This window comes from Solimonas soli DSM 21787 (genome assembly GCF_000474945.1).
Classification (GTDB): Bacteria; Pseudomonadota; Gammaproteobacteria; order Nevskiales; family Nevskiaceae; genus Solimonas; species Solimonas soli.
This window is the reverse complement of sequence record NZ_KI440837.1, coordinates 328,200-341,081: the sequence shown is the minus strand read 5'-3', so window position 1 is coordinate 341,081 and position 12,882 is coordinate 328,200. Positions and strand designations below refer to the sequence as shown.

The window sequence follows — 12,882 nt, the reverse complement described above, 5'->3', positions numbered from 1 at the left end:
CGGATCAGCTCTTGATGGTCGAAACCAGGCGCGCCGCTTTCAGGCGATAGAGAATGCCGCCGGCGTCCTTGGTGCTGAGCTCGAAGCGTCCCTCGAGCACGATCGGCGCATCGGTCATCGTCACGCCGCGCTCGGCGAACACTTCCATCGCCGTGGCCGGGCCGCCGGGCGGGTGAAAGAAACAGCTGGGCGGATTCGCCGAGAGCAGGAAGTGCGTCTGCTTTTCGTCCAGGCCGAGCGGCAACATGAATCCGGCGATGCGCACGGTCTTGCGGTCGAGCGCCTGCAGCGGCGGCGAGAAGGTCGCCGCCACCGAATCGCGCTGCACGTCGAGCCGCGCCGACATCAGCAGGTTCCAGGACGTCGTGCCCTTGAGGTCGAGCCCGCTCAGCCATTGGTCGCGCGTAGGCGCCGTGACTTCGAGGTAGAAGTCGCGCTGTATGCCGGCGCCGCTGACGGTGATGAGGTCTTCGCCGAGGCGGTCGGCGATCAAATGGAATTCGATGCCGCCGTTCTCGTCCGTGTGATCGGCCATCAGCAGATGGCTGTTGCCGAGTTTCGATTCGACCTTCACCGCGACGCCCTTGAGCGGCGTGCCCGCCTCGCTCTGCAGCGTTGCCCAGAGATAGACGACATCGCCCGGAAAGGCCGGCACGGCGAGCTTGCCGTGCTTGCGATCTTCGAACTCGGAGGTGATCTCGAGGACCGGAGGCGAATGATCCTCGACGAGCTTGCCGTTCTCGTAGCGCACCATCGGCCGCTTCGCCGACGGCGCCGATGATTCGTCCGCTGCATTGGCGGCCGCCGGCGTCGTGCTGTCGGTCGTCGACGTGTCTTCTTCGGGCACGGATGCGGCAGAGGGCGGCGCCGCGTTCGCCGCCGCCGTGGCCGTGTCATCCGGCGCCGGGGCGTCCGGGCGGCCGCAGGCCGCCACCGCCAGGGCGAGCATGCAGATGGTGATGCGGATGGATGGCATCAATGGGCCTGCGCCAGCGTCACGGCCGGATCATTGCGATAGGCGCGCCAGGCCGGCAGCAGCGCCGCCAGCGTCCCGACCAGCAGCGGCAGCACGAGCAGCCACGCCTCGTCCGGTGCCGCCGTGAGACCCGTGAGCTTGATGCCGCTCGCCTTCGGCGACAGCAGGCCGAGCGCCTCGACCGCGGCATGGCCGAGCGCGAGACCGAGCAAGGCGCCGGCACCGCTCAGCAGCATCGCCTGCAGCCACAGCAGGGCGACGAGCTTCCACCGCGAAGCGCCAAAGCTGCGCAGGACGGCGAGATCGTACTGGCGTGCCTCCATCGCCGTGTAGAGCGCGATGAAGACCGACAGCGTCGCCGCCGCGATCAGCACGCCGGCCAGTGCCTTGAGCGTCGCGAAGCCGAGGCCCATCAGTTGCATCAGCCGCGCCGTCTCGAAGGCCGGCGAAGCGGCCTGCAGCTTCGACTGCATGTTGATCATGCGCGGCAGCGACACCGCGGCGAGCGGCGTGCGGTACTTCAGCAGCAGCGCGGTGATCTCCTGCCGGGGCTGATAGCCGTCGGCGCCGGCCGCCCCTTCATCATCGTCATCGTCATCGTCGTCGTGATCGCCGTCATCGTGGTGATGGTGGGCGGCATGAATTTCCCAGACGCTTTCCAGGCTGGTGAGGACCAGGCGGTCGAGCACCGTGTGCGTCGGCGCCAGCACGCCGACGACGTGGTACGGATGATCGGCATGCGCGTGTCCGCCGGCGGTGAGTCCGTGCGCGCCGACAAAGTTGGCGCCGTCCTTGAGCCCGGCCTGCGCCACGTCGGCACCGATCACCGCTTCCATCGGCGCCTTCCAGACGCGGCCGGAGGCCAGGCGGGCGTCGTAGCGTTCGATCATCGCCGGCGTGGTGCCGACGATGCGAAAGCCGCGCACATTGTCGCCGAGCGACAGGGGAATGGCGCTGGCCACCATGGCGTTCGAGCCCCAGCGCCGGGCTTCGTCGAGCGGAATGTTGCCGGTCGGGATATCGAGGTGATAGACCGTTGACAGGATCAGCTGCAAGGGGCTTCCCTTGGCGCCGAGCACGAGGTCGACGTCCCTGGCGTCGCGGGTGAAGCGGCCGGCGATCTGGCTCGCCAGCAGCAGCAGGGCGGCGATCAGCGCCACGCCGAGCGCCATCAGCAGCAGATGCAGGCTGTTGCTGAGGCGATGCCGGCGCAGATCGGCGAGCGCAAGCGTCCAGAGATTCATGCCGCCGCCGCCAGCGTGACATGGCGTGCGATGCGCGCCTTGGCGCGGCCGTCATGCGTGGCGATCAGCAGCACCGCCTCGCAGGCCCGCGCGTGTTCCTGCAGCAGGGCGAGCACGGCGTCGGCATTGCCGTCGTCGAGGCTTGCCGTCGGTTCGTCGGCCACCAGGAGCCGTGGTCTGTTGACGATGGCCCGCGCGACGGCGGTGCGCTGTGCCTGCCCCTGGCTCAGCTGTCCCGGCAGCATCCCGGCGAGCGCGCCGATGCCCAGCGCATCGAGCGCGGCGCGCGCGCGCCGGGCATCGACCGGCAGGCCGGCGCCGTATTGCGCGGCGAGCAGATTCTGCAGCACGGTGAGCGAGCCGATCAGATGGAGCCGCTGGAAGACGATGCCGACATGGCGGCCACGGAAAGCGTCGAGCTGGCGCGCATCGAGCGCCGACAGTACCTGCCCATCGAGCCGCACCTCGCCTTCGCTCGGCCGCAGCAGCGCCGTGGCGACATGCAGCAGCGTGGTCTTGCCGCTGCCGGAAGGGCCGAGCACGAGCGCCTGCTCGCCGGCGCCGAGTTCAAGATGATCAAGATCGAGAACCGGACGGTTCCCGTAGCGATGGCGCACGGCGCGCAGACTCAGCATGATGGACGTCGCAGGGTTGCTATGTAATAACGTAACATGACGGTGCTGACAGAATCCAACGCGTGAAAGTTCAATGTCGCCGCCAGATCGCTTGTCCACTCGCACCGCCGCCGGCAGCGTGCCGTTGTCCGGGCCGCGTCTTCGCGCGGCGGCGCGCAGGGGCCGCGGCGGCCGGGCGGGGCTGAGCTTGATCGGCGCGACGATGCCGGCGGTCACCCGCATCGGCGCGACTCGCATCGGCACGCCGTACATTCGATAATGGTGGCTACCGATGGGTGAGGTGGAGGCGAGCGATGGCGGCAAAAGCGAGTGCGGCGGCGAAGCATGCCGGGGCGACGGTCGTCGCCAGGGCCGTTCAGCACGCCGCGGAGTTGTGCGAAGCGCGAGGCATGCGTTTCACGCCGATCCGTCGCGACGTTTATTCCATCATGCTGCGCCAGCGGCGCCCCCTGAGTGCCTACCAGTTGCTCGAGCTGATGCAGGCGCAGCAGAAGCGCCAGCTGGCGCCGCTGACCGTCTATCGCGCCCTGGACTTTCTCGTCGAAAGCGGTCTCGTGCACAAGCTCGAGACGGCACACAGCTTCGTCGCCTGCGAACATCCCGACGAGACACATCAGAGCCTCTATCTGTTGTGCACCGATTGCGGCAGCACGGAAGAAGTGGCGACCGACAAGCTCGCGAAGCTGATCGATCGCGAAGCCAACCAGCGTCAATTCCAGCCGAGCCGGCAGGTCGTCGAGATCGAAGGGGTGTGCTCGGACTGCTCGGCCAAGAGCTGAGTCTTCTGCCGACGCTCTGCGGACTACGGTTGGCGTTCACATCGCCTTGATGACCCGGCCATTGCTCGAGCGACTTCGCGAGAACCGGGCCGTCTGGCTGCTCGTCGCCTTTTTGGTGGTCGGTCGCGTCGGTGCGGCCGCACACGATGCACTGCACTGGCAAGTGCCGGCTGCAGATGAAGACGTCTGTCCCCTGTGCCTGGACCATGTCGACGGCGGCGCGCTGCCTGTCGAGATGCCGTTGCTGTCGTTCGGAATCGCTGCGCCGCCAGGCGCATCGCTGCCGTTCGTCGAGGCTGTTTCGGCGCTTCCGCACCGCCGACATCCCATTCGCGGTCCGCCGCAATCACTCCGGATCTGAGCCTCGTCACCACCGGTCGCAGGATCGGCTGCAGTTCATTTTCCCCGGAGTCTTCTATGCCTCGCCTTTTTCGTCCGCGCCCCTTGCGCGCGGTGTCTTGCCTTGCCTTGTTTCTCGCCGGTGCGCCGGTCTATGCCGATCAGCCGGATGAAGCCGCCACGGCCGCCGATGCCGGCCGGTCTTCGGCCGAGCCGTCGACCGTTGTCGTCACGGGTTCGCCGCTGACCAACGATCCCGATGCGCTTTCGACGGTCGTCGACAGCGTGAACCGGCAGCAGATTCTGCTGTCGGGCGGTTCCCAGCTTTCCGACGCGCTGTCGCGGGTGCCCGGCGTCACCGGAACCGGCTTCGCGTCCGGCGCGAGCCGGCCGGTGATCCGCGGCTTCGACGCCAATCGCGTGCGTGTCCTGGAAGACGGCATCGGCAGCTTCGACGTCTCCGACGTCGGTCCCGACCACGGCGTGCCGATCGACCCTCTTGCCGCCGATCGCATCGAGGTGGTCCGCGGGGCGGGGACGCTGCGCTACGGTAGCCAGGCGATCGGCGGCGTCGTCAACGCCATCAACAATCGCGTTCCGCTGGTTCTTCCGGATGCGCCGATCAGCGGTGAAGTGACGGGCAGCTATGGCAGCGCCGCCGATACGCGGCAGGGAAGCGGTGAAATCGATGGACGGATCGGGCAGCTCGCCCTGCACGCCGACGGCTTCGGCCGCCATGCCGACGACTACGACATTCCGCATGGGACACAGGACAATTCATTCTTCCGTGGCGACGGCGTATCGGGTGGCGGCTCGTACTTCTTCGGCGACGACAACGCCAGCCATATCGGCGGTGCCGTCATTCACTACGGCGCGAAATACGGCATTCCGAGCGACGACACCTATATCGACATGCATCAGACCAAGGAGCTGCTGCGTTCGTCGTTCGCGATCGGTGCAGGTCCGCTCGAAACGCTGACGGTCGACGGCGGCCACGCCGACTACAAGCACAGCGAAATTGATCCTGCAACCGGCGAGGCGGCGTCGACGTTCCGCGATGACGAATGGGATTCCCGTGCGGAGGCCTTGTTCGGCGCGATCGGCCCCCTCTCGCGTTCGGCCGTGGGCGTACAGATCCAGCATCGCGATTTCTCGGCGCTCGGCGAAGGCAATGACTATCTGCTGCCGACGTCGACGAAGTCCTATGCCGCGTTCGCGTTCTCCGAAGCGCCGCTCAGCGACGTGCTGCGCCTGCAGGCCGGTGTTCGCGCCGAGCAGGTGCAGATCGACGGAACGCCGGCATCCGAGGTGCCGACGACGAGAAATTTCACGCCCCTCAGCGGCTCGCTGGGATTGGTATTCGATGCATCCTCGGCGCTGCGCTTCGGCCTGACGCTGTCGAGCACCGGCCGCGCACCGGCGCAGACCGAGCTGTTCGCGCGCGGCCCCCACGATGGCCCGGGGACTTTCGAGACCGGCGATCCGTCGCTCGATATCGAGCGTTCGAACTCACTGGAAGGCACCGTTCGCTTCCGCGCCGATGGCGTGAAAGTCGAAGGCTCGGTGTGGGCCGCGAAATTCCAGAACTATATCTACGGAGACCTGACCGGCGCGTACTGCGACGACGACGGCGTGTGCAGCATGGACAGCGACGGTGAGTTGCGCGAACTCAACTACACGCAGCTTGACGCGACGTTCCGCGGCGCCGAGCTGAAAGGCAGCGTGGCGCTGTATCGCGGCCGCGCCGGAACGCTGGGGGCCGACGCGCTCGCCGACTATGTGCGTGCGACGCTCGATCACGGCGGCAACGTGCCGCGCATACCGCCTTATCACCTTGGTGGTGGCCTCAGCTGGGAGCGCGATGTGTTCAATGCCGATGTCTTCGTCAAATACTCCGGTGCGCAGCACGATACGGCGACGGCCGAAACCGATACGAAGGCGTTCACATCGCTGGACGCTTCGCTGGGTTGGCATCCCTTCATGGGCACGCCGGGCCTGCAGTTCGCGGTGGTCGGGCATAACTTGACGAACTCCGTGCAGCGCGATGCCGTGGCGCTCAACAAGGACGACGTTGAAATGCCGGGACGCGACATCCGCCTGCTGGTCCAGGCGTCGTTCTGAGCGAACGGCCGAGCGGGGGGGATTTGCCACCCCCGCTCGGGCCGTTGCGGAACGCGCGAATGTCGGTCCGGTCGTGGTCTTGATGCGCCACTCGCGGTAATCCCGTGTGTCTGATCGGCTCTCCAAGATGAGGAACCGGAGACGCCCGTTTGCGCGAGGCCGATGTCAGCTACCCGTCGGGGACGCGCCCGCCCGAAAGTACCCGCCTTGGTACCCGCCGCAAGCGGCGACCGCCCTGCGCCCTTGACGGCGGCAGCAAATCGAAAACCAGCAAAAACCGCGCTATTGCGCGGTGATCTGGATGGCCCTGGCGGCCTTTGGAAGGGGAAATGGTGGTGATGAGTGGAATCGAACCACCGACCTCAGCATTATGAGTGCCGCGCTCTAACCGTCTGAGCTACATCACCACGGTGGGCCGCGCATTGTAGGGAAAACCGTTCGTCGCGTCGAGGCGGCTTTACGGTCTCGCGTACAGGTAATTGCGCGTCAGCGGCAGGCGTTCCAGGCGGCGGGTCATCTGTACGTGGAAGACGCAGAGATTGCCCCAGCGGAAAGCGGCTTCGCTGCCCAGCAGGTAGAACTCCCACATGCGGCAGAAGCGTTCGCCGAGCGTCGCGGCGAAGTGCGCGCGCTGCGCCTGGAAGCGGCGGTTCCACTCGCGCAGGGTCAGGGCGTAGTGCAGGCGCCAGATCTCGAAATCGGTAACCAGCAGGCCGGTCGGTTCGATGGTCGAGAACAGCTCCGAGGCGGCGGGGATGTAGCCGCCGGGGAAGATGTACTTGCGGATCCACGGATTGCCGGTGCCGGGCGGCGTGAGGCGGCCGATGGTGTGCAGGAGCGCGGTGCCGTCGGGCGCCAGCAGTTCGTGGACGTCCTTGAAGAAGGTCGAATACTGCGGCCGCCCGACGTGCTCGAACATGCCGACGCTGACGATGGCGTCGAAGGTGCCGTTGGTATCGCGGTAGTCCTCGAGACGGAATTCGATCTTGTCAGTGAGCCCGAGGGCCTCGATGCGCTGCTGCGCGACGGCGAGCTGCTCGCTGGACAGCGTGATGCCGGTGACGTGGGCGTCGTGGTGCTGCGCGAGGTGTATGGCGAGGCCGCCCCAGCCGCATCCGATGTCGAGCACGCGCGCGCCGGGCCTGAGATCGAGCTTGCGCGCGATGTGCGCACACTTGGCCTGCTGCGCTTCCTCGAGCGTCATGTCCGGCCGCGCGAAGTAGGCGCAGGAATAGAACATGCTCTCGTCGAGAAAGCGCCGGTAGAGGTCGGCGTCGAGATTGTAGTGATGCTCGACGTTGTGACGGCTGGCGAGCGGATTGTTGAGTTCGAGCACCTGCGACAGCAGCGCGCGCACGCGGCGGCCGCGCATGCGGTGATCGAGGTCCTCTTCGAACTTGACGCCGACCTCGAGCACGCGCAGCAGGTCGCCGTCCTCCGGCTGCCAGCCTTGATCCATGTACGTTTCGCCGAACTTCAATGCCGGGCGGAGGAGGATTTCGCGCAGCACCGCGGCATCGCGCAGATGCAGCGTGGCGACCGGTTCGCCGTCGCCGAGCGTGTAGACGTCTCCGCCGTCGATGACGAAGCGCAGGGTGCCGGCGTGAAAGCCGTGGCCGAGCGCGTCGAGCAGCAGCTGTATGGATTTCAAACGAACCTCCGCTTGGAGCGCCGGGCTCCTTCGTCACGTGCCTCTGAATCGCTGGCGCGGCGGATCGCGGCGTCAGGCCGCGATCACGCGATTGTCAGCGCCGGGGATCGATGATACGGAAAGTCCGTGACGCGTCCAGCGCGTGCGACGCCATCATTGCGCGGCGCTGAACGCGGCCGGTTCGCGGCGGAACGACGAGCTAGACGTTGAAGCGGAAGTGCATGACGTCGCCTTCCTGCACGATGTATTCCTTGCCTTCGAGCCGCCACTTGCCGGCTTCCTTGGCGCCGGCTTCGCCCTTGTACTGGATGTAGTCGGCGTAGCCGATGACCTCGGCGCGGATGAAGCCCTTCTCGAAATCGGTGTGGATCACGCCGGCCGCCTGCGGCGCGGTGGCGCCGACCTTGACCGTCCACGCGCGCACTTCCTGCACGCCGGCGGTGAAGTAGGTCTGCAGGCCGAGCAGCGCATAGGCGGCGCGGATCACGCGGTTGAGGCCGGGCTCGGCGAGGCCCAGATCCTTGAGGAATTCAGTCTTGTCGGCATCGTCGAGCTGGGCGATTTCCGCTTCGATGGCCGCGCACACGGCGACCACCTGCGCGCCCTCGGCTGCGGCGTAGTCCTGCACGCGCTTCAGGTATTCGTTGCCGTTCTTGAGGCCCGCCTCGTCGACGTTGGCCACGTAGAGCGCCGGCTTGGCGGTGATCAGGTGCAGATCGCGCAGCTGTGCCTTGTCGTCCGCGTCGAGCGCCATCGAGCGGACCGGCTTGCCGGCGTCGAGGTGCGCCTGCACGCGCTTGAGCACTTCGAGCCTGGCGAGCACTTCCTTGTTGCCGGACTTCGCGGTCTTGGCGGTGCGCTCGACGGCCTTCGTGACGCTGTCGAGATCGGCGAGGGCGAGCTCGGTGTTGATGATCTCGATGTCGCGGATCGGGTCCGGCGAGCCGGCGACGTGGATGACGTCCGGATCGTCGAAGCAGCGCGTCACGTGCGCGATGGCGTCGGTCTCGCGGATGTGCCCCAGGAACTGGTTGCCGAGGCCTTCGCCCTGCGAGGCGCCGGCGACCAGGCCGGCGATGTCGACGAACTCCACCGCCGCCGGCAGGATGCGCTGCGGCTTGACGATCGCGGCGAGCGCATCGAGGCGCGCGTCCGGCACGCCGACGATGCCGACGTTCGGCTCGATCGTGCAGAACGGATAGTTCTCGGCGGCGATCTGCGCCTTGGTCAGCGCGTTGAAGAGAGTCGACTTGCCGACGTTTGGCAGGCCGACGATGCCGCATTGAATGCCCATGGTGGTTTCCTACTTCGTCGCGCCGGCGGGCGGCGCGGGTTTGGTATGGAGCTGCGTCAGCGCGCGTTCCCAGCCGCGCGTCAGCCAGGTCTCGACCGCATTCGCCGCGTCGATCAGCGATGCGCGGATCGCCTCGTCGTCGTCGCGGCTCGGCCTGCCGAGCACGTAGTTCAGGACCAGATTCTTGTCGCCCGGATGGCCGATGCCGATGCGCAGGCGCAAATAGCCTTCGCCCAGCACCTTGTGGATGTCGCGCAGGCCGTTGTGGCCGCCATGGCCGCCGCCGAGCTTGAGGCGCACGGTGCCGGCGGGCAGATCGAGCTCGTCGTGCGCGACGAGCATCGCCCCCGGGGCCAGCTTGTAGAACTGCGCGAGCGCCTGCACCGCCTGGCCGCTGCGGTTCATGAACGTGCCGGGCTTGAGCAGCAGCACGTCGCGGCCGCCGAGCTTGATGCGCGCCAGCTGGCCGTGGAACTTCGATTCGCTGCGGAACGGCACGCGCGCCGCGTCGGCGAGCTGGTCGACGAACCAGAAGCCCGCGTTGTGGCGCGTGCGCTCGTATTCGCTACCCGGATTGCCGAGGCCGATGATGGCGTGGAGTTCGGACGTCATGATGCTCGTTCAAAGAAAAACCGCTCGTCCGGGGAGGACGAGCGGTTTCGCGCTCGGAAGAAGTGGGGCCGGCGGCAGCAGCGGAGAGCGCCCCCTCGCGACGCTAGATTCCGCGCTGCGCGCGGGGCCCTCCACGCTGCTCGGGGCGCTACTTCTTCTTCTCGTCCTTCTTCGCGGCGTCGGCGGCCGGTGCCTTCTGGGCGGTGGCCGGGACCTCGGCGGCCGGCGCGGCTTCGGCCGGAACTTCTTCCTCGACGGCGGCGCGCGGCAGATGGACCGAGGCAACCGACTGGTCATTGCCATGCTTGAGCTGCACGAGCGTCACGCCTGCCGGCAGCTGCAGCTGCGAGAGGTGGACCGATTCGTTGACGTTCAGGCCCGACAGATCGACCTCGATGTACTCCGGCAGATCCTTCGGCAGGCACTCGACTTCGACCTGGTTGAGCTGGTGCTCGACGATGCCGCCGCCGGTCTTGACGCCCGGCGCCACGTCCGAGCCCTTGAAGTGCAGCGGCACGTGCATGTGCAGCAGCTTGTCGGCGAGCACGCGCTGGAAGTCGGCGTGGATCGCGTAGCCGGTGACCGGGTGGCGCTGCAGGTCCTTGAGCACGACCTGCTGGCTGACGCCGTCGAGGTTCAGCGTCAGCAGGTGCGAGTAGAACGCCTCGACCTTCAGATGCTTGAACAGCTCGTTGTCCGACACGGCGATCGCCGTCGGCTCATCTTTGCCACCGTAGACGATGGCGGGGACCTTGCCCTCGCGACGCAGGCGGCGGCTCGCACCCTTGCCCTGATCGACGCGCGGTTCGGCGTTCACAACGAAATTTTCTTTAGCCATGGAAGCTCCAAAACAATGAACTGCCGTCCGCGACCAGACGGCAGGGGGCGCGAATTGTACAGAAATTCGTCAGCGGTGCCGAGTTGGCGGCGCGCATGGAACAGGCGGCCCCAGCCGCCCCTTCACGACGTCCGGGTGGGCGCCGTCCGGGCCGGGGCCGCGGCGCCCGCCCCGGGGCGCGGCTAGTCGACGTACAGCGAGCTGACCGATTCCTCGGCCGAGATGCGGCGGATCGTTTCGGCGAGCAGGCCGGCGATCGACAGCTGGCGGATCTTCGGGCAGGCCTTGGCGGCGGCCGACAGCGGGATGGTGTCGGTGACGACCATCTCGTCGAGCGCGGAATTGCTGATGTTGGTGATCGCCGGGCCGGACAGCACGGCGTGCGTGACGTAGGCGACGACCTTGATCGCGCCTTCATCCTTGAGCGCGGCGGCGGCCTTGCACAGGGTGCCGGCGGTGTCGACGAGGTCGTCGACGACCACGCAGGTCTTGCCTTCGACGTCGCCGATGATGTTCATGACGCGCGATTCGTTCGGCTTCGGACGGCGCTTGTCGATGATCGCCAGGTCGGCGTCGTCGAGGCGCTTGGCGACCGCGCGGGCGCGCACCACGCCGCCGACGTCCGGCGCGACGACGATCAGGTTCTCGTACTTGCGGCGCCAGATCTCGCCGAGCAGCACCGGGCTGGCGTAGACGTTGTCGACCGGGATGTCGAAGAAGCCCTGGATCTGGTCGGCGTGCAGGTCGACCGTCAGCACGCGGTCGGCGCCGCACTCGCCGATCATGTCGGCGACCACCTTGGCCGAGATCGGCACGCGCGCGCTGCGCGGACGGCGGTCCTGGCGGGCGTAGCCAAAGTACGGGATCACCGCCGTGACGCGGCTGGCCGACGAACGCTTCAGCGCGTCGAGCAGCATCAAGAGCTCCATGACGTTGTCGTTGGTCGGCGCGCAGGTCGGCTGCACGACGAAGACGTCCTTGCCGCGCACGTTCTCGAGGATCTCGATCTGGATTTCGCCGTCGGAGAACTTGCCGACCATGGCCTGGCCGAGCGAGGTCTTCAGATAGCCGGCGATGTCCTGCGAGAGCTTCGGGTTCGCGTTGCCCGAAAAGAGCATCAGCTTGGAGTCGGTCATGCGTGCGCCTGCGATCGTACTCGTGGGTGCTGCGGTGAAAATGGAACGGCGTACGGACGGTGCCGCAGGGCTACCGGCCCCGGGTCCCGCCGGCGCGGAGACACTCGAGTTTCCGAGCGCACTGCCTCTGCCAAGAAACTTTGAGTGGCTGGGGCGGATGGACTCGAACCACCGAATGGCGGGATCAAAACCCGCTGCCTTACCACTTGGCGACGCCCCAACGAAACCTGAACGCGAACCTCGGCCCTCTCGGCGGATGTCCAGGCGGCCTTCAAGCGGCGCGCATTATATCGGAAGCTTCGGCCCGCAACGGCCGCTGATTTCAGTCATTCGCGCTCTTCAGGAACGGGCCACGGCTTCGAGCAGCGGCGAGCGGTTGCGACCGCGCGCGACGATGTGCCGCCACTCCTTGTCGGTGGGCAGCTGCGCGGCGACCGCCTCGGCGTCGGCCCGCGTCGCGAAGGCGGCGAACACCGCGGCGCCGGTGCCGGACATGCGCGCGGTGCCGTGCTGCCGCAGCCAGGCGAGCGCTTCGGCGACCGCCGGATAGCGCGCCGTGGTCACCGGCTCGCAGTCGTTGCGTGTGCGGCCGGCGCGGAACTCCTCGAAATCGACGCGCGGATGGTCGCGCACCAGTTCCGGCGCGCCGAAGATTTCCGCGGTGCTGACCTTGACCGGCGGAATGACGATCAGGTACCAGGGCTCGTCGGCGACCACCGGCGTCAGCCGCTCGCCGACGCCTTCCGCCCAGGAGGTGAAGCCGCGCACGAAGACCGGCACGTCGGCGCCGAGCGACAGGCCGATCTGCGCGAGCTCGTCGGTCGGCATGCCGAGGTTCCACAGGCGGTTGAGCGCGACCAGCGTGGTCGCCGCATTGCTCGATCCGCCGCCGAGGCCGGCGCCCATCGGGATGCGCTTCTCGACGTGAATGTCGGCGCCGATCGGCACGCCGCTGGCCTGGCGCAGGGCCAGCGCCGCGCGCAGCACGAGGTCATCCTTGGCGGCGAGGCCGTCCGGGTCGCCGGTGCGCGTGAACTCGCCATCGCCGCGCGGCGTGAAGTAGAGGCTGTCGCTGAAGTCGACGAAGCGGAACAGCGTCTGCAGGTCGTGATAGCCGTCGGCGCGGCGGCCGGTGACGTGCAGGAACAGATTCAGCTTGGCCGGCGCGGGCCACGGAAAAGCAGCGGTGAAGGGCGGCGGTGATTTGGCTTGCATGGAGGTAGACGAAGCGCGGCGGAAACCGCGCGTCGGCGAATT

General features: G+C 67.4%; 12 protein-coding genes and 2 tRNA genes. 3 read left to right on the top strand and 11 right to left on the bottom strand.

Going from position 1 to position 12,882, the window contains the following annotated elements; translation table 11 throughout:
* Window positions 1-4 precede the first annotated feature (4 nt).
* Genes K344_RS23185 through K344_RS0116195 form a run of 3 tightly spaced genes read right to left on the bottom strand, consistent with a single transcriptional unit; the run spans window position 5 to window position 3,107 of the window.
* Window positions 5-976 (bottom strand): DUF3299 domain-containing protein, encoded by a 972-nt coding sequence (locus K344_RS23185; protein WP_051362313.1) that lies wholly within the window; start codon window positions 974-976, stop codon window positions 5-7.
* Window positions 976-2,220 (bottom strand): FtsX-like permease family protein, encoded by a 1,245-nt coding sequence (locus tag K344_RS0116200; protein ID WP_028081548.1) that lies wholly within the window; start codon window positions 2,218-2,220, stop codon window positions 976-978. Before K344_RS0116200 ends, K344_RS23185 begins: the two co-directional genes overlap by 1 nt.
* Window positions 2,217-3,107 carry an ABC transporter ATP-binding protein gene (locus K344_RS0116195; protein WP_211234563.1) on the bottom strand — a complete coding sequence of 297 codons (891 nt, stop codon included), beginning with the start codon at window positions 3,105-3,107 and terminating at the stop codon, window positions 2,217-2,219. Before K344_RS0116195 ends, K344_RS0116200 begins: the two co-directional genes overlap by 4 nt.
* A 41-nt stretch (window positions 3,108-3,148) precedes the next feature.
* On the opposite strand from K344_RS0116195, the gene K344_RS22130 reads away from it, so the two are divergent.
* The 3 genes from K344_RS22130 to K344_RS0116180 all read left to right on the top strand — a co-directional run bounded on the left by K344_RS22130 (window position 3,149) and on the right by K344_RS0116180 (window position 6,094).
* The gene (locus tag K344_RS22130) at window positions 3,149-3,634 is read left to right on the top strand and encodes a Fur family transcriptional regulator (RefSeq protein WP_084197549.1); all 486 of its coding nucleotides are present in this window, start codon (window positions 3,149-3,151) and stop codon (window positions 3,632-3,634) included.
* 61 nt (window positions 3,635-3,695) lie between these two features.
* Window positions 3,696-3,995: a hypothetical protein gene (locus K344_RS24195; RefSeq protein WP_157623026.1), complete on the top strand. Its 300-nt coding sequence runs from the start codon at window positions 3,696-3,698 to the stop codon at window positions 3,993-3,995.
* A gap of 56 nt (window positions 3,996-4,051) precedes the next feature.
* Window positions 4,052-6,094, top strand: a complete 2,043-nt coding sequence (locus K344_RS0116180; protein WP_051362311.1) for a TonB-dependent receptor — start codon at window positions 4,052-4,054, stop codon at window positions 6,092-6,094.
* 330 nt (window positions 6,095-6,424) lie between these two features.
* Here K344_RS0116180 and K344_RS0116175 read toward each other — a convergent pair.
* The 8 genes from K344_RS0116175 to ispE all read right to left on the bottom strand — a co-directional run bounded on the left by K344_RS0116175 (window position 6,425) and on the right by ispE (window position 12,840).
* Window positions 6,425-6,501: transfer RNA gene (locus tag K344_RS0116175), tRNA-Met, on the bottom strand.
* Between the two features lie 50 nt (window positions 6,502-6,551).
* On the bottom strand, window positions 6,552-7,745 hold the full coding sequence (locus tag K344_RS0116170; protein WP_211234562.1) for an SAM-dependent methyltransferase: 1,194 nt from the start codon (window positions 7,743-7,745) through the stop codon (window positions 6,552-6,554).
* A 199-nt stretch (window positions 7,746-7,944) separates the two neighbouring features.
* On the bottom strand, window positions 7,945-9,039 hold the full coding sequence (gene ychF, locus K344_RS0116165) for a redox-regulated ATPase YchF (RefSeq protein ID WP_028081543.1): 1,095 nt from the start codon (window positions 9,037-9,039) through the stop codon (window positions 7,945-7,947).
* Between the two features lie 9 nt (window positions 9,040-9,048).
* Window positions 9,049-9,651: an aminoacyl-tRNA hydrolase gene (gene pth / locus K344_RS0116160; protein WP_028081542.1), complete on the bottom strand. Its 603-nt coding sequence runs from the start codon at window positions 9,649-9,651 to the stop codon at window positions 9,049-9,051.
* 148 nt (window positions 9,652-9,799) lie between these two features.
* Entirely contained in the window at window positions 9,800-10,489 is a 690-nt protein-coding gene (locus tag K344_RS0116155; protein ID WP_028081541.1) for a 50S ribosomal protein L25/general stress protein Ctc, read from the bottom strand.
* Window positions 10,490-10,671: 182 nt separating this feature from the next.
* Window positions 10,672-11,625: a ribose-phosphate diphosphokinase gene (locus K344_RS0116150; RefSeq protein ID WP_028081540.1), complete on the bottom strand. Its 954-nt coding sequence runs from the start codon at window positions 11,623-11,625 to the stop codon at window positions 10,672-10,674.
* A gap of 145 nt (window positions 11,626-11,770) precedes the next feature.
* Window positions 11,771-11,845 (bottom strand) — tRNA-Gln (locus K344_RS0116145).
* A gap of 119 nt (window positions 11,846-11,964) precedes the next feature.
* Window positions 11,965-12,840 carry a 4-(cytidine 5'-diphospho)-2-C-methyl-D-erythritol kinase gene (ispE, locus tag K344_RS0116140; RefSeq protein ID WP_028081539.1) on the bottom strand — a complete coding sequence of 292 codons (876 nt, stop codon included), beginning with the start codon at window positions 12,838-12,840 and terminating at the stop codon, window positions 11,965-11,967.
* Window positions 12,841-12,882: the final 42 nt, after the last annotated feature.